Origin of the sequence: Streptomyces javensis, from assembly GCF_039525925.1 — a bacterium.
In the GTDB taxonomy this organism is placed as follows: domain Bacteria; phylum Actinomycetota; class Actinomycetes; order Streptomycetales; family Streptomycetaceae; genus Streptomyces; species Streptomyces asiaticus.
Map to the genome: position 1 here is coordinate 32,275 of NZ_BAAAIF010000047.1, position 18,119 is coordinate 50,393.

The 18,119-nt window shown below is 73.0% G+C and carries 5 protein-coding genes and 3 pseudogenes; 6 read left to right on the forward strand and 2 right to left on the reverse strand.

Annotation, left to right across the window (positions count from 1 at the left end; genetic code table 11):
• The first annotated feature begins 671 nt into the window (after window positions 1-671).
• From ABD329_RS32365 to ABD329_RS32380, 4 genes are all read left to right on the forward strand, one after another.
• Window positions 672-12,137 (forward strand): amino acid adenylation domain-containing protein, encoded by an 11,466-nt coding sequence (locus tag ABD329_RS32365; RefSeq protein ID WP_344317295.1) that lies wholly within the window; start codon window positions 672-674, stop codon window positions 12,135-12,137.
• A complete protein-coding gene (locus tag ABD329_RS32370; RefSeq protein ID WP_198279515.1) occupies window positions 12,134-14,011 on the forward strand; it encodes a class I adenylate-forming enzyme family protein in 1,878 nt (625 codons plus the stop codon). Before ABD329_RS32365 ends, ABD329_RS32370 begins: the two co-directional genes overlap by 4 nt.
• Window positions 14,008-14,775 carry a hypothetical protein gene (locus tag ABD329_RS32375; RefSeq protein WP_246618784.1) on the forward strand — a complete coding sequence of 256 codons (768 nt, stop codon included), beginning with the start codon at window positions 14,008-14,010 and terminating at the stop codon, window positions 14,773-14,775. Before ABD329_RS32370 ends, ABD329_RS32375 begins: the two co-directional genes overlap by 4 nt.
• 73 nt (window positions 14,776-14,848) lie before the next feature.
• Complete coding sequence (locus ABD329_RS32380) at window positions 14,849-15,064, forward strand: MbtH family protein (protein ID WP_086883781.1); 216 nt, start codon at window positions 14,849-14,851, stop codon at window positions 15,062-15,064.
• A gap of 410 nt (window positions 15,065-15,474) precedes the next feature.
• Here ABD329_RS32380 and ABD329_RS32385 read toward each other — a convergent pair.
• Window positions 15,475-16,377: pseudogene (locus tag ABD329_RS32385) on the reverse strand (non-reducing end alpha-L-arabinofuranosidase family hydrolase); the annotation flags it as partial.
• Between the two features lie 588 nt (window positions 16,378-16,965).
• Window positions 16,966-17,073: pseudogene (locus tag ABD329_RS32390) on the reverse strand (IS5/IS1182 family transposase); the annotation flags it as partial.
• A gap of 314 nt (window positions 17,074-17,387) precedes the next feature.
• Here ABD329_RS32390 and ABD329_RS32395 point away from each other — a divergent pair.
• Window positions 17,388-17,585: pseudogene (locus ABD329_RS32395) on the forward strand (XRE family transcriptional regulator); the annotation flags it as partial.
• Between the two features lie 109 nt (window positions 17,586-17,694).
• A complete protein-coding gene (locus ABD329_RS32400; protein ID WP_246618783.1) occupies window positions 17,695-18,018 on the forward strand; it encodes a TetR/AcrR family transcriptional regulator in 324 nt (107 codons plus the stop codon).
• The last annotated feature ends 101 nt before the right edge of the window (window positions 18,019-18,119 follow it).

Here is an 18,119-nt window from a genome sequence, read left to right on the forward strand (position 1 = left end):
CCACCCACGATCCGACAAGGTTGTGGTGCCACGGGCGAGGAGGAGCAACTCCACACGTGTGACAGGTGTTGCGGTGGATCAGCGGCGGCGCGGTGCCGCGTGGCGGCGTTCGCTCCGTCCAGATGCGCTTGCCGGTGGCGGTGAAACGGGTGCCCCACCGTCGAGGTAGGGCCGCGACAAGATGGTCGACCTCGTCGAAAGTGACGCGCACCGCACCGCACCGCGATCGCGTCAAGACCACCGACACAAAGCTGGTGCACCAGTGAGCGAACCTGGCCGCAAGGACACCGACCAGCGCACGTCCGAGCCTCCTGTCACCGCCCTTGTCCAAGCCATCCTCGCCGCCGGCTCGCACTGAGGCCGGAAAGGATTCCTTGTCGGCGAGAGAGATCAATCGGCCATCGGAGTGACTTTTTGGCCGAGTTCCCAGCGAGGAAGGTAAAGCAGCCGCAGGCGCGGCTGAAACTCCTCCTTCCTGTCTCGTAAGACTCTCTTCACCTGCGCCTTTGACCGTTAGCTGATTAATCGTGAGATCTCTCACATTGCCATCGCTTTACCCATTCATTGCCTTCCGTGTTTCGATGGTGTGCATCGTTTCTCGACCGACACGGACACATCGGACGGCAGTTGTCGGCATACCGCCGACGGGACGGATGGGGACCCTCACACATATGCCTGACAACCCTGTCGAACTGCCGCTCACCGACGCGCAGCTGGGGGTATGGCTCGCCGAACGGGGAGGGTTCGGCCAGCCGGGCGCGTACCAGTGGGCGGAGTATCTCGAACTGGACGGCCCGGTCGCCGTCGATCTGCTGGCGACCGCGGTCGCCAGGACGGCCGCCGACTGCGAGGCGGTGAACGTCCGTATCGAAGCGGCCGGTTCGGCGGCCCCCGTGCAGTGGCTCGTCGCCGATGTCGAGCACGTCGTCGAGACGGTCGACCTGCGGGAGACGCCCGACCCGGATGCCGCGGCGCTGGAGTGGATGCGGGCGGCCATGGCCGAGGCGGGAGGCTGCGACGCGGGGCCGGTGTTCTTCGGCGCGGTGCTGCGCGTGAGCGACGACCGCACGCTGCTGTTCCACCGGGTCCATCACATCGCCCTCGACGGGGCGGGCATGGCTTTGTTCGCCGAACGGGCCGCTGAGGTCTACAGCCATCTGTGCGCGGGCAGCCCGGTGCCGCCAAGTGGCTGGAGCGGGCTTCGGGCGCTGATCGACGCCGAGGAGGCATACCGCGGCTCCGCCGAGCACGACGTGGACGGCGACCGGTGGAGGGAGCGGTTGGCGGGCCGGTCGCACTTCCCGACGCTCGGAGCGGGTCCGGCGGCGGCGTCGGACCGGTCGCTGCGCGCAGGCAGGGACGTGCCGGCGGCGGAGTTCAACGAGCTGAGGGACGGCGCGCGGCGCCTCGGGCACCGCTGGACCCGGCTGTTCACCGCGGCTACCGCGATCCAGTTGCACGCGATGACCGGTGACCGGGACGTCGTCCTGAGCCTGCCGGTCGCCGGCCGGTCCGCCGAACTCGCCCGCCGCGTCCCGGCGATGACGGCCAACGTCCTGCCGCTGCGGCTCCGTGTCGACCCGGCCGCGTCCATCGGCCGCCTGCTCGACGAAGTGGCCGAAGAACTGCGGGCGGTACGTCGGCATCAGCGCTACCGGGGCGAGCGCCTGCGCCGGGAGGTGGACTGTCCCGACGACGGCCGCAGGTTCTTCGGGCCGGTCCTCAACATCCAGCGGTTCGACCGGCCGCTGCGCTTCGGTTCGGTCACCGCGACCGTCCGCAACCTCCAGGCGCCGCCGTCCGAGGACCTCTCATTCTTCGCGCACGACCGCGGTGACGGCGAATTGCGCCTCGACTTCGACGCCAACCCCGCCAACCACGACGAGGAGCTCCTGCGAGGCGTCGCCGACCGCTTCCCGCACGTGCTGAGGCAGGTGGCGCGGGCCGAACGCGACACACCCCTGGCACGAATCGCGACCACCACCACGGCGGAGCTCCGCCGTCTCGTCGCCCTGGGCACGGGCGCGCCCGCCTCGGCCGCACCCGCCGACACCGCCGTCGGCCGGTTCGCGGACCGGGTACGCCGTACCCCGGACGCCTTCGCGGTGCGCCGCGCCGGAACGGGTGAGCGGCTGACCTACCGCGAACTGGACGGGCGTGCCGCCGCGTTGGCGGGTGCGCTGGTCGCCGCCGGTGCGGGACCGGAGCGCACGGTCGCCCTGCTGGTGGAACGCTCGGTGGATCTGGTCGTCGCCGCTCTGGCTGTGGTGCGGGCGGGCGCGGCGTACGTACCCCTGCACCGGGACGACGCGTTGCCCCGGCAGGAGGCCGTCCTGTCCGACGCGGACGCGCGGCTGCTGGTCACCGACCGGCACACCGGGGGCGACGCCATCGTGACGTACGCCCGCGACCGCGGTCTGCGCCTGCTGGACGTGCGAGTCGGCTCCGACGCGCCCGTCAATGACGCGGCCGTCAATGACGCGCCCGCCGATGACGCGCCCGCCGGGGCCGGGGCGTCACCGGACGCTCTCGCCTGCGTGATGTTCACCTCCGGTTCCACGGGCCGGCCCAAAGGGGTCGGCATCACCCAGGGCGCCCTGGCCGGGCTCGCCGCCGACCGCTGGTGGTCCGAGGGCGGCGCGGACAGGGTGCTGCTGCACTCGCCGCACGCCTTCGACGCGTTCAACCTGGAGCTATGGGTGCCGCTCCTGACCGGCGGCGAGGTGGTCGTCGCCGCGCCGGGACATCTCGGCCCGGCCGAACTGGCTCGGACCGTGGCGGAGACCGGGGTGACCGGGCTGTGGCTGACCGCGGGACTCTTCCACGCCATCGCCGCCGAGGACCCGGCCTGCCTGGCAGGTGTCCGCCAGGTGTGGACCGGAGGGGACGTGGTGTCCCCGGACGCCGTCCGCGCGGTGTCCCAGGCACTGCCGCAACTCACCGTCGTCAACGGCTACGGGCCCACCGAGACCACGGTCTTCGCGACCCGGTACGCGGTCCCGGAACTACCCGCGGACGCCGTGTCCGTCCCCATCGGCGGCCCGCTGGACGGCAAGCGGGTGCTGCTTCTCGACGACGCGCTGCGGCCCGTGCCGCCGGGGTCGGTGGGGGAGCTGTATCTCGGGGGAACGGGGGTGGCGCGCGGTTACGTCGGGCGCGCGGGCGCGACCGCGGAGCGCTTCGTCCCCGACCCGTCGGGGCCGCCGGGGGCGCGCGTCTACCGCACGGGCGACCTGGCCCGGTGGAGTGCGGACGGTCGGCTGGAATTCGCCGGTCGTGCCGACGGACAGGTCAAGCTGCGCGGCCACCGGATCGAGACGGGCGAGATCGACGCGGTGCTACGCGCCGACCCGCGGGTCCGGCAGGCCGCGACCGTCGCACAGGAGCACCCGGGAGGGCGGCGGCTGGTCTCCTACGTGACCGCGTCCGGCGGTGCGGCGGACGGCCTCGACACGGTGGCACTGCTCGACCGGGCGCGGGACCGGCTGCCCGCTTACATGCTGCCGGCCGCGGTGGTGGCCGTGGACCGGCTGCCCCTGACCCGCAACGGCAAGCTGGACCGGGCCGCGCTGCCCGCGCTCGAGTCCGCGGTCGCCGCTCGGAGCGCCGGAAGGGGCCCGGCCCCGCGCACGCCCGCCGAGAAGCTGCTCGCCGGGCTGGTGGGCGAGCTGCTCGGCGTGCAGGACGTCCCTCTCGACCAGGACTTCTTCCGGCTCGGCGGGGACAGCATCCAGGCGATCCAGCTCGCGGCGGCGGCGCAGCGCGCCGGTCTGGCGATCACCACCCCGGACGTCTTCCGCACCCCCACCGTCGCCGGACTCGCCGCCGCACTCGCGGACGACAGGCTCCCCGCACACCGGATCGCGCTGGACGACGCGGACGACTCCGCGGTGCCGCTGACGCCCGTCATGCACTGGCTGCGCGAACGCGGCGGCACACTCCACGGGTTCGTCCAGTCCCTGACCGTACGCACCCCGGTGGGCATCACCGGGGAGCAGGTCCGCTCGGTGGTGCAGGCCCTCGTCGACCACCACCCCATGCTGCGGCTCGCCCTGACCGTCACGGGCCCGATCTGGTCGCTGGAGGTGCTGCCCACCGTGCCGGTCGAGCTGAACCGGCCGGGCCCGCCGACCGACCCGGAGCGCGGCCGGATGGTGCACGCGCGCTGGTCGGACCCCGGACCCGGGGCGGCGGGTGCGCTGACCCTCACGGTGCACCACCTCGCGGTCGACGGCGTCTCCTGGCGCATCCTCCGGGACGACCTCGACACCGCCTGGGACGCGGTACGCCGCGGCCGGACCCCGACGCTGCAACCGACCGGGACGTCCTTCGCGCAGTGGGCGAAGGCGCTGGTGGGGTACGCCCATCACCCGGCCGTGCTGCACGCGTTCGCCCACCAGCCGCCGGAGCCCGTGGAACCACCGGTCGCCGCGCGCCCCCTGGATCCCGCGTCGGACACCGAGGACACCCGGCGCCGTCACACCGCCACCCTGCCCGGCGCGCTCACCGCGCGCCTGCTGAGCGACGCGACCGCGGCTTTCGACTGCTCGGTACAGGACCTGCTGCTCACCGCGTTCGCCCTGGCCGCCGCCGACTGGCGGGGCGGCCCGGACGCGCTCCTGGTGGACCTGGAGGGTCACGGACGTGAGGAGTTCGCGGACAACCTCGACCTGTCCCGTACGGTCGGCTGGTTCACCACCCTGTATCCCGTGGTGCTCGACCCCGGCTGCTCCTGGGCCGAGGCGCGGACCGACCCGATCGCCCTGGACGGCGCGGTCGCCCAGGTGCGCTCCCGCACCCGGGATTCCGGCCGCGCGGGACTGACCCACGGTCTGCTGCGCCATCTCAACCCGCAGAGCGCTCCCGCTCTCGCCGCCCGCCCCACGCCGCAGTTCGCCTTCAACTACCTGGGCCGCTTCGGCGTCGGCGGCGACGGCCCCTGGTCGGTGCTGGCCGACGTGACCGCTGCCGGGACCCCCTCGGACGACGGCCCGACCACCGAGGCCGGGCCGGCCATGAGCCACGCCGTCGAGCTGGACACGCTGATCACCGACCGCCCGGACGGCCCCGAACTGGTCGCCCACTGGTCCTGGCCCGGCGGCCTGCTCGACCAGACGCGCGTCGCCGGCCTGGCCGGGCGGTGGTTCGACGTCCTGGGCGCGCTGGTCGACCGGGCCCGGTCCCGCGCCACCGGTGAACTGCCGCTGCCGCCGCTGGCCCAGGGCCTGCTCTTCCACTCGCTCTACGACCACGACGGGGTCGACCCCTACCTCGTCCAGTTCGTCTTCGACCTCGACGGGACACTGGACGCCGACGCGTTGCGGGACGCGCTGCACCGCCTGCTGCGCCGCCACCCGCAGCTCTCCGCCGGTGTCCGGCCCGGCGCGTCGGGCCGGCCCGTCCAGGCGGTGGTACCGGGCTCCGCCGTGGAGTGGCGCGAGACGCCCGCACCGGAGGACCTGGAGGACTTCCTCGCCGCCGACCGCCGGCGCCGCTTCGACCTCGCCGACCCCCCACTGATGCGCGCCGCGCTGCTGCGCAGGTCCGCCGACCGGCACACCTTCGTCCTGACCACGCACCACCTCCTGGTCGACGGCTGGTCCATGCCCATCCTCGTCCACGAACTGTTCTCGCTCTACGCCGGTCACCCGCTGCCGCCCGCCACGCCGTACCGCGACTTCCTCGACTGGCTGGCCGCAAGGGACGCCCGCGCGGACGAATCGGCCTGGCGCGCGCTGCTGGCGTCCGTGGACGGCCCGACCCTGGTCGGCGGCCCCGGCCGGCGCGGCGCGACCGGGGCACGTCGCCGCACGACGGCCGAGCTGGACCCCGAGTCCACCGCCCGCGTCGAGGCCCTGGCCCGGGAAGGCGGCCTGACGACCAGCGTCGTCGTGCGACTGGCCTGGGCGGTCCTGCTCGGCGCCCTGACCGGCCGGGACGACGTGGTGTTCGGCGCCACGGTCTCCGGCCGGCCCGCCGAACTGCCCGGCGCGGAACGGATCGTCGGCCTGCTGATCAACACCGTGCCGGTCCGGGTCCGCCTCGACCCACGCCGGCCGGTCGCCGACTGCCTGGCGGACCTGCGGGCCCAGCAACTGTCCATGCTCGACCACCAGCACGCCGACCTGACGACCCTGCAAACGGTCACCGGGCACGCCGAACTCTTCGACACCGTCGTCGTCTTCGAGAACTATCCGGTCGACGACGAGGAACTGGCCACCCTGGTACCCGGCCTGAAGCTGCGGGAGGTCCAGGGCCGCGACGGCACCCACTACCCGCTGACCCTGATCGCCGTGCCCGGCGACCGACTGCGGCTCCAACTCGACCACAGCACCGACCTGTTCGACGGCGACGCGGCCGGCCGTCTGCTCGACCGCCTGCGCGCCGTCCTCGACCGGATGGCCGAGGATCCGGCGGCACCACTGGGACGCGTCGACCTGCTGCTGCCCGACGAGCGCGCCGACCTCGAAGCCCCCGCCCCCGCCCCGGACCGGGACACCGGGCCTGCCACGCTGACCGCCCTGTTCGCCGCGCAGGTGCGCCGCCGGCCGGCAGCCCCGGCCCTCACCCACGGCGACACCACCCTGTCCTACGCGGAAGTCGACGCGCGCGCCAACCGTCTCGCCCACCTCCTGATCGAGCGCGGCGCGGGACCGGAGCGCCTGGTCGGCCTGGTGCTGGAGCGTTCGGCGGACCTCGTCATCGCGATCCTGGCGGTGCTGAAGTCGGGCGCCGGCTATCTGCCCCTGGACCCGGCGTACCCCGAGGAGCGCATCCGGGGGGTGCTCGCCGAAGCCGGCCCCGTGCTCGTCGTGACGGGCGCCCCGCTGCCGGTCCCGCACCCGCAGATCCTCCTCGACGGCCCCGACACGGCCGCCACCCACCCGGCGCACCCGCCCGCCGTGACCGTGGACCCCCAGGCGGTCGCCTACGTCATCCACACCTCCGGTTCCACCGGCCGGCCCAAAGGCGTCCTGGTCACCCACCACAACGTCGTACGGCTGCTGGCCGCGACCGACGAGTGGTTCCGGTTCGACGCCGACGTACACGCCCTGTTCCACTCCTACGCCTTCGACGTTTCCGTCTGGGAGATGTGGACCGCTCTCGGCCGCGGCGGGCGGCTGGTGGTGGTGCCGGACGACGTGGCCCGCTCGCCCAGGGACCTCCTGGCGCTGCTGCGCCGGGAGCGAGTCACCGCCCTGAACCAGACTCCCTCGGCCTTCTACCAGCTCCTGCGGGCCGAGGCGGAGGCCGGCGCGGACGCTCTGCCCGACCTGCGGGTGATCGTATGTGCGGGGGAGGCGCTGGAACCGTCCCGCGTCCGCTCCTGGCACGGCCCGGGCCGACCCGCCCTGGTCAACATGTACGGGATCACCGAGACCACCGTCCACGCGACGTACACCGAGCTGACCGACCCCGAAGAGACCGCGAGCGTCATCGGCACCGCGCTGCCGGACCTCCGCCTGCGGCTGCTGGACCACGCGCTACGACCGGTGCCGCCGGGCTGCCCCGGCGAGATCCACGTATCCGGCCCCGGCGTGACCCGCGGCTATCTGGACCGGCCGGCGCTCACCGCGAGCCGGTTCGTCCCCGATCCGTTCGGCGCGCCCGGCACCCGGATGTACCGCTCCGGGGACCTGGCGCGGCAGCGACCGGACGGCACGCTGGAGTACCTCGGACGGATCGACCAGCAGGTGAAGATCCGCGGTTACCGGATCGAGCCCGGCGAGATCGAGCGCGTCCTCGAACAGCACCCGGCCGTGGACCGGGCCGTGGTGCTCGCCGACACCGACACCGGCACCGACGGCGGCCGCCTGCTCTGCTACGCCGTCCCGGCCACGCTGCCGGTGGCGCCCGGCCCGGCCGGGGCGCCGTGGGCCGCGGAACTGCGCGCCCACGCCCGCACGGTGCTGCCCGCGCACATGGTGCCCGCCTTCGTCGTCCCCGTAGACGAGATCCCGCTGACCGGGAACGGCAAGCTGGACCGCGCCGCCCTGCCGCGCCCGCAGACCGCCCTGCTGGTGAGCCGCGGGCCGGAGAACCCGCAAGAACGGCTGCTGTGCGACCTGTTCGCCGAGACCCTGGGACTTGCCGAGGTCGGCGCCGAGGACAACTTCTTCGACCTCGGCGGGCACTCGCTGCTCGCCACCCGTCTGATCAACCGGCTGCGCGCGGAGACCGGCCGCGAGCTGAGCATCCGCACCCTGTTCGACGCCCCGGTCGTCGCCGACCTGGCACGCCACCTCCCGCAGGGCGCCGCCGAGGCTCCCGCCCGGGCTGCCACCGCCCCGCGACCGGAGCGCGTACCGCTCTCGCCCGCGCAGCGGCGGCTGTGGTTCTTCGACCGGTTCGCCGGCCCCACTTCCGTGTACAACATGTCCTTCGCCGTCCGGTTCACCGGGCCGCTGCGGGTGGAACCCCTGCGGGCGGCCCTCGGCGACCTGCTGGACCGGCACGAGAGCCTGCGCACCACCGTGGTGGAACACCACGGCGAGCCGTACCAGCGGATCCGCGACGCCGACGGCCCGCCGTTTCAGACGGTGGTCACCTCGGAGGCGGAACTGCCCGGACTGCTCGCCGCCGCGTCCGCGCACGTCTTCGACCTGGAGACGGAACTCCCGGTCCGCGCAGTGCTCCACGAGACCGCGCCCGAGCAGCACGTACTGCTGCTCCTGATGCACCACATCGCCGCCGACGGCTGGTCGCTCGGTCCGCTGGCCCGTGACCTGTCCACCGCCTACCGGGCCCGCGCCGCGGGCGACGCCCCGCGGTGGACGAGCGCACCCGTGAGTTACGCGGACCACACGATCCGCCTGCTCGACCGCGACCCGGACACCGGCGTCGACCACTGGACGCGGATCCTGCACGGCGCCCCGGAGGTGCTGCGGCTGCCGCTGGACCACCCCCGGCCGCCGCTCTCCGCACACCGCGGGGAGACCGTCCCCTTCACACTCGACGCCGCGCTGCACGCCCGCCTGAACCGGCTCGCCGCGACCACCAGGACCAGCCTGTTCATGGTGGTGCACACCGCGCTCGCCGCACTCCTGCACCGGCTCGGGGCGGGTGATGACATCCCCGTCGGCACACCCGTCGCAGGACGGCACGACGCCGCGGTGCACGACACCGTGGGCTGCTTCGTCAACACCGTGGTGCTGCGCACCGACCTGAGCGGCGCGCCGACGTTCGCCGAACTCCTCCAGCGGGTACGCGCCACCGACCTCGACGCCTTCGCGCACCAGGAGGTCCCCTTCGAGCGGGTGGTCGAGGCCGTCAACCCGCCGCGCTCCCTCGCCGCCCACCCCCTCTTCCAGGTGATGCTGGCGTTCCAGGACACCCCGGCGGCCGAGTTCGACCTGCCGGGCCTGCGGGCGGAACCGGTCGCCGTGCACGGCGGCGCCTCCCGGATGGACCTGCTGTGGAGCATGCGGCAGCACTACACGGACCACGGCGGCGAGGCCGGGATCGAAGGTCTTCTGGAGTACGACACCGAACTGTTCACCCCCGCGTCCGCGCGCCTGATGCTCGCCCGCCTGGAGGGGCTGCTCCGCGCGGCCGTGGCCGATCCTCAGCTCCCCGTCGCCGACCTGCCGGTGCTCGTCGACGGCGAGCACGAGCGGCTGACCGGGCAGGGGAGCGGCACCGGCCGCGAGACGCCCGGCACCACCGTGGCGGCGCTCGCCGCGGCCCAGGCACACCGCACCCCGGAGGCACCCGCTGTCCTGCACGGCGACACCGTGCTCAGCCACCGGGACCTGGCCGAGCGGGCGGAACACCTCGCCGGGGAACTCCGCGCGCACGGCGCGGGACCCGGCGCCCTGGTCGCCGTGGTGCTGCGCCGAGGCCCCGACCTGCCCGCCGCCCTCCTCGCCGTCCAGGCGACCGGCGCTGCCTACCTGCCCGTCGACCCCACCCTGCCGGCCGAGCGCGTCACGGCGCTCCTGACCGACGCCCGACCCCTCCTCGTGGTGCGCGACGCCACCGGACCCGCTGCCGGACCCGTAGTCACGACCGGGGCGGCCGAGCCGCTGCCGGTGCCACCGGACACCGCGTACGTCACGTACACCTCGGGCTCCACCGGGCGGCCCAAGGGCGTCGTCGTGCCACGGGCCGCGCTGGTGAACCTGCTGCTCGCCCTGCGCGAGCAGCTCGCGGTCGGCCCCGACGACCGGATGCTGGCCTCCGCACCCATCGGCTTCGACATGTGCAAGCCCGAGCTGTACCTGCCGCTGATCACCGGCGGTGCCATGGTCCTCGCCGACCAGGACGCGCTGCGCGACCCCGACCAGCTGTGCGCGCTGCTCGACCGGCACCGCGTCACCGTGATGCAGGCGACCCCGTCGCTCTGGCGGACGCTCGTGGCACGACGACCGCGACAACTGCGCCACGTACGCGCCGTCGTCGGCGGCGAGGCGGTCCCCGCGGAACTCGCCGGGCAGCTGGCCGCCGCCACCGCGTCGCTGCTCGCCTGCTACGGCCCGACCGAGACCACCGTCTGGTCCACCACCCACCCGGTCGGCGCGCGCACCGATGGCACCGTGCCGCTCGGCCGACCGCTGCGCAACACCCGCGCCTACGTCCTCGACGGCCGGCTGCGCCCCGTCCCCCCGGGCACGAGAGGCGAGCTGTACCTGGCCGGCGCGGGCCTGGCGACCGGCTACCTCGGCCGCCCCGGCCTCACGGCCGCCCGCTTCCTGCCGGACCCCTTCGGACCGGCCGGCCGGCGGATGTACCGCACCGGCGACCTCGCGTCATGGAGCCGCGAAGGGGTGCTCCGCTTCCACGGCCGGACCGACGACCAGGTGAAGATCCGCGGTCACCGCGTCGAACTCGGCGAGATCGAAGCCGTGCTGGGCGGGCATCCGCAGGTCACCGCCGCAGCGGTCGCCGTGCACGACCGCAGCGCCGATGACCGTCGGCTCGTCGGCTACGTCACCCCCGAAGACGTGGATCTGGGCGCGGTCGGGGCGCACCTGACCCGGCACCTGCCGGACTACATGGTGCCCGCCCGGCTGCTCACCCTGGACCGGCTGCCCCTCGGCGTCAACGGCAAGCTGCTGCGCGACCAGTTGCCCGAGCCCGACTGGGCGGCCGCCACCGGCGCCGAGCCGCCGCGCGACCTCCGTGAGGACCTGATGTGCCGCCAGTTCGCCGAGGTGCTCGACGTACCGAGAGTCGGCCCCGAGGACAACTTCTTCGAACTCGGCGGCCACTCGCTGCTCGCCGCCCGGCTGACCGAGCGGGTACGCGCCGTCCTCGGCCTCGCACCCGCCCTCCGGAACGTCTTCGAGGCCCCCACCCCGGCCGCCCTGAGCCGATTGCTCGACGGGCCGCCGACCGCGTCCGCCCCCGCCCCCGCACACCTCGTGCCCTTCCGGGCCACCGGAGCGGCCGCGCCGGTGTTCTGTGTCCACCCGCTGACCGGGATGAGCTGGAGTTACGCCGGCCTGCTGCGGCACATCGGCCGGCACCACCCGGTCCACGGCATCCAGGCCGAGGGCGCCGGGGGAGTGGCGGACCTGCCCGGCACGATCGAGGAGATGGCCGAGCGCTACCTGCGGCTGCTGCGCACGGTCCGCCCGTCCGGCCCGTACCACCTGGTCGGCTGGTCCTTCGGCGGACTGGTGGCGCACGCCATGGCCGTCCGGCTGCGGGAACTCGGCGAGCCCGAAGGGACGCTGTTCCTGGTCGACGCCGTCGCCGCCACCGGGGCCGGGCCCGCCGAGCCCATCGACGAGCACCGTGTGCACCGGCTGCTGCTGACGGCCGCCGGGTTCGACGACGACCGCCTCGCCCCGGAGACCCTCGACTTCACCACCGTCTCGGCACTGCTGCGCCGCGAGGGCAGCCTCTTCGCCCGCCTCACCGAGGACGACATCGCCCGCGTCATCGCCGTCTCCCGGCACAACGACGCTCTGCTGCGCGCCTACCGCCCCGCGCGTTACGCGGGCGCCACCACCTACATCGAGGCCGCCGGCGAACCCCGGCGCTCGGCGCCCTCGCACGAACTGTGGCGGCCGTACGCCGGCGGCGAGCTGACCGTAGGGCACGTCGACGCACGGCACCACCAAGTGATGCAGCCCCAGCACGTGGACGCCGTCGGCGTCCAGCTCACCGAAGCCCTCGGGAGGGCCCGTTGACCGCCACCGAGGACGCGACGTACGAGGCGGACAGCGCCGCACTCGACCAACTGCCCGCAGGAGCACGGGTGGTGATCAGGCTTCCAGGCGGCCACCGCCTCGCGAACGTCCTGCTCGGCTGCTTCGACAGGGGACTCGTCGCCGTCCCGCTGCACCCGCGGGCCGGGGACGCGGACCTCTCCGCCGGCGCCGCCCGGGTCGCCGCCGCGGCCATCATGGACACCCACGGAGTCCGGCCCACCGGACTGCCCGACGCGCACCCGACGCCCGAAGCCGCGGCGCTCATCATGTTCACCTCCGGCTCCACCGGCCCGCGGAAAGGGGTCGTGCTCAGCCGCCGGGCGGTTCTCGGCAACGCACGCCGCACAGCGGTCCTGCACGGCATCACACCGGACCGCCCGCACGGCACCTGCCTGCCGCTGTACCACTGCAACGCGCTGGTCATGTCCCTGCTCGGCACCCACCTCACCGGCACACCGCTCACCCTGTACCCCGCCTTCGACCCGGTCGGCTACTTCGCCGCGCTGGACGCCTCCGGCGCCAGGACGGCCTCCATCGTCCCGGCCCTCCTCGCGGACCTGGTCGAGGCCGCTCCCGCCTGGCCCGACGGGCTGGATTATCTGATCACCGCCGCGGCTCCGCTCACCGCCGACCTGGCCCGCCGCTTCCACTCCCGCTACGGCCCGAGGCTGCGGCAGGGCTACGGCCTGACGGAGGCGGTCAACTTCAGCTTCACCATGCCGCTGCTCGACGACACCGACTTCCGCACCCACTACCTGGAGCGGACACCCCCGGTGGGCGTACCACTGCCCGGTACCGAACTCCACCTGGAATCCGGCGAGGTCTGGATCAGAACACCTGATCTGATGACCGGCTACTGGCAGGACCCGCGCACCACCGCCGCCACCGTCACCGACGACGGCTGGCTGCGCACCGGCGACCTGGGCGAGCTCCGGGACGGACTCCTCGTCCTGCGGGGCCGCGCGGGCGAGCGCATCAACCGAGGCGGGGAGAAGCACCACCCCCTCGACCTCGAGCACGGCTGGCGCCGGGCGGGCCTCACCGGCCGGTTCGCGGCGGTCGCGGTGGACGAGCCCACGCTCGGCGACGACGTCGCCCTCGTCGCGACGGAACAGCCGGTGCCCGAGGTCCGCACCCTGTACGAGCGGTCGCCGCTGCGGCCCGCGGTCGTCCAGTTCGGCGGGTACCGGGCGACCGCCACCGGAAAGCCGCAACGCCGGGCGATGAGCCGGCCGCTGGCCGCCCGCCGCCTGGCGCCCGCGCGGTACGACCGACTGCTGCGCCACGCCGCGGCCACCGCACGCCACCTCCTGGACTCCGGGACCAACGACCCGGCCCTGCGGTCCCTCGCCGAACACAGCGCCGCCCGGCACGCCGGGACCGGGGACGACACCGTCCTGGCCGCCTACGACTTCCTGCGCGAGCACTGGCACGCCCCCGACGACGCGGAACTCGCCCGCGCCAAGGCGAGGTGGCGCGCGATGCTGCTCGCCGCATGGCCGCTCTCGGTGCACGGGGAACTGGCCGCGGAGCTGGCCGCCCGGCACGGCGTCGAGGAGGGGCCGGTGCCGTGGGGCGTCGAGACCCGCCTCGACGGCGGCACACTGGTCCTCCTCCCGCACGGGCCCGCGCCGGGCGGTCCCGCCTGGCCGCTGGGCCCGCTGCTGTCCTTCCTCGACGTCCCCGGCAGCGGGGGAGCGGACCGCTGGGAGTGGCTGTCCCGGCAGCGGGGCGGTGGGACAGCCCTGACCGGCTGCTCGGTGCTCCGCGCCGGGCGACACGACACGGGTGGCGTGCTCTGGGCGCGTCACCCCGGTTCCGGACCGAACGAGCACATGGGAGCGACAGGATGACGCAGCCCACCGAGACCATCGGCCGGATGAAGCGGTCGCCCGACCACGAGGACGAGATCCTCGACATCCGAGGCCACCGGGACCCCGACCGCAACCGGCTCACCCCGGTGGTGCAACTGCCCCCGGAGACCGCCCTGACCGTTGTCGACGCTCTGTCCGGCCTGGTCCGGGCGGCCCACCGGGAGGAGGGGGAGCGAACCACACCGGCAGGCGAGCTGAAGCGGGCGCAGGTCTTCGAGGAGGGCGACGTCTTCATGCTGGAGCCGCCCTTCCCGGGCTTCTTCGCCGACCGCTACCTCATGGACTTCTACGACACCGCCGCACGCGACCTCTGTTCGCGCATGCACCTGCACACCGGGCTGCGGTTCGTGCGGATGATGACCGGCCCGGACACCACGATCCGCGTGTCCAGCCTGTCGCCGATCACCGTCCGCCCCCCGACGGGACGCTTCGCACCGCTGTCCTGCTTCGCCGACGACCTGCCCGGCACCCCCGACGGAGTGCGCCGCGAGCGGCACAACGTGATCGTGCCGCCCAACGCCTGGGTGGACATGCAGATACCACGCGGAGTCTCGCACCAGTTCAACGCGGTCGGTCCGAACGCGGTCATCGACTCGGTGCACCCGGAGGAGTCCATCGAGACCCTGCGGGAGGGGATGTCGGGCTACCGGATGATGGCGCAGACCATCTTCCTCGCCAAGGACAGGGGCCCCGCCGCCACCTGCGCCGACACCGGCGCGCCGGAGACGACCCCGCCACGCTGAGCCATACAGGCCAAGCCCCACGGCCGCCGGACCGGCTTCTCCACCCCGACCCCGCAGAGATCGGCAGGAAGACGTGAACCCCTTCGACGACCCGGACGGCACCTTCCTCGTCGTGGTCAACGACCAGAACCAGCACGCCCTGTGGCCCACCTTCGCCCCGGTGCCCGACGGATGGCACGAGGCGCACCCGGCCGCGCCCCGGGACGTGTGCCTGGACCACATCGAGCGCACCTGGACGGACCTCGCACCCGGCGGCCCGACCCGGCCCGCGGATCCGGCCACCGGCTGAGCCGACCGAGCGGCCGGTGGAGCTGCGGGTGCGGCGCCTGAACGGGACCCGCACCGGGGATCCGCCGTCGAGGGATCCGAAGCACTCGGCAATGCCGCCCGCCGACTTGGACCGCCGCGGTCCACCGTGGGTGGTGACCGTGATCGTTCGGCCTCCTTGACGTGACCGGCGTCTGCTGGACGCCTACGCCCGAGGCGAGGTCCCCACCCACGCCCGCATGGCCACCACCGGCCGGCGCGATGCCCTCGCCAGCACCCCCGACGGCCCCACGGACGCTGCGCGCTCCACCTGAGAAGTGCTTCTTTCCTCGCAACCAACAGGACTCTCGACAAGCCCTGTCGTTGCGGGTCAGAAGCACTTCTCGTGTTCGTGATCAGGCCTTGGACAGCCCACCCGCTGAAAGCGCGAGGTTAACGCCGCAGGGTAAGGACACCCGGCCGCCAGGGCAGTTGGTCGTAGGGGCCGCCCGCGGAGGGGGACTTGCCCTGGTAGAGGAATTGCAGGTTGCAGGGGTCGATGGTCATGGTCTGGTCGGGGTTGTTGCGGACCAGGTCGCCGTGGCTGATGTCGTTGGTCCAGGTGGCACCGCTGTTGGCCTTGCCCGCGAACGGGTTGCTCTCGCTGCTGGCCTGCGGGGTCCACGAACCGCTCAGGCTGGAGGCCGTGAACGAGCGGAAGTAGCGCCCATTCGCGCCCATCGCCTCAACGATCATGAGGTACTGGTTCTGGTCCTGAACCTTGTAGACCTGCACCCCCTCGAACAGGTTGTTCGTCGAGTCGCTCATGATCGTCGTGTACGAGGAGCCGAAATTGCCCGGGAAGTTCCCGATCGGCATGCTCGCTCGGTAGATCTTGCCGTTGTCACCGGCGAAGAACAGGTACATGTTCTGGCCGTCACCGATCAGGGTCTGGTCGATCGGGCCGGTGCCGGAGCCGGAGATGCTACCGGTGAACAGCGGCTGCGGCGAGGACCAGCCGTTGGGGTTGGTGGGGTCGCTCGACGTGCGGTAGATGAAGGGCCACGCACCCCACTGGTACGCCAGCACCCAGATGTTCTTGGGCGCGAAGTAGAACAGCGTGGGCGCCACCGCGGACTGGCTCATCCCGGTCTGGCCGGCCGACCCCATGTCGGACCAGTTCGTGAAGGGAGCGAACCTCATCGAGCCGTAGGACGATCCCGACACGTTCGACGCGTAGACGAGGTGCTTGCCGTTGTACACCACGTTGGTGAAGTCCTTGAGCGAGACCCACCCGTTCGCAGGCTGCGCCAACACACCCGTCGACGTCCACCGGTACGTCGACGGAAGAGAACACGCGCTGGTGGCCGCCTGAGCCGGGTTGGCGACGAGCGTCGCCGCCAACGAGACCAGGGCCGCGACCGAGGCGCCGAGCATCACAGACAGACGTTTGCGGTTGAAACTTCCTCTGCTCATGAGGACCCCTTGATCCTTGAGTAAGCGGTTCCGGTTGGCCCCGTCAGAGGCTTTCCGGACTGTCGACGTGGCGCGTGCGGTTCGTGGCGGTCCGTGGGCACCGGGCCGATCCCTTGCGGCATTCCGGTCCTGCGAGACCCTCGGCGGCGGATTGCTGCCGGAGCGGATGTCCGTGCTCGTGTGCGGCCAGCTGCGGCTGCCCGGAACGGTCCGCCTGGCTCCGTCCTCGCGCTGGCGCCGGGAGTAGGACTGATGAAGCCATGACATATACATCAGCGGCGTGCTCCTTGCGGCTCGGCCGTTTCGGTGGGCGTGACGGAGGTGCCCTGCTGTGCGCGTGGAGCGGACCTTGCGTGTTCGCGATATCGAACAAGGGTCGAAGTGTCGAGCAACCTGGATGGTAGGGGACCGGTGGACGGCGTCAATACCTCTCGCAAGATTCGCGACCAACTCCGAAATATCTCGCAGGCCCGGCCCCGACCCGCGGGCCTGGCCGCGACGCGCGATCCGCGGAGTGATGCGCCGTTCGCGAAGCCTTCGCCAGTAGAGGTCGTGGTCGCACCCGCGATCGGCGTACCGCGGCGGTTGGTGATGGGGCCCAGACCCGGATCCTGGGAAGTGCGGCGGTATCCGGGTGGTGGCACGGGCGACCCAGGTGGGCGAGACGACGGTCCGCCCGCCACCTGGCAGTTCGTCTGCCTGCCCAGCGCCCCGCAGTACTGATGCCCGGTCCGCCGCGCCGCGTGAGGAACTCCGTTCCCGCGCGGCGGGGATGGTGGCCGACGACCACTACGGAGCGGAGACGAGCTGCGGCTCCGCAGGCCCGATTACCTACCGAACCCCACATGCAGCGGTCGGCTCCAAAGGCGTCCAGTACCTGCTTGAGGTACGGCCAGATCCGCAAGGAGATGGTCCACCCGGTGCTGGGGGCGCTGTGCTTCGAGTCCAGTGTGATGAGGCTGCCGGCGCGGCCGGATCTGTCGATCGTGCTGCACACGCCGCTGAACGAGGCGGATACCGCGGGCAAGCTGGAATGGCTGGCGTCGCCGGAGGGGCGGCGCGGGGCGATGTACCCCATGACGGGGTAGCGGCGGTGCTACTGAGGTTTTCGGTCCGGTGGATGGCCGCCGCGCCCGGGTGGGGTACCGTCCGCCGCGGCTCCGGCCGATGACGGACCCGAGCCGGAGAGGACGACTCATGGGCTCGACCGTTGAGGCGCTGCACCGAGCCGACCGTAGAGGCGCGCCGGGCCCTCTCGTCCAGGCGCTCCTCTCCCGGAGCGACGTCGCCGAAGCGCGTACCACCGCGGCAGACGAAGCACGCACCCGCCTGATATCTCCGCTCGCCAACCGGCTGGCGGCCGAGGGTGCCGACGATCCCGTCGGCCGGGCCGAGGTCCTGATCGCCTGCCTGATCGGCGTCATCGCCCTGCGCACGAGCACCAGCTTCGAGCGCCTGTCGGCAATGAGACCTGACGAGATCGGTGCCGTTCTCGAGGCCGCCGCGCAAACGCACACCTAGGGCCTCAACCAGCTGGACCGCTGTCTGCGGATGCCGCTTGGAAGGCGCCCATCTGCACGTCGCGCGGCGGCAGAACCCGAATAATGCCTGCTCGAAGTCGC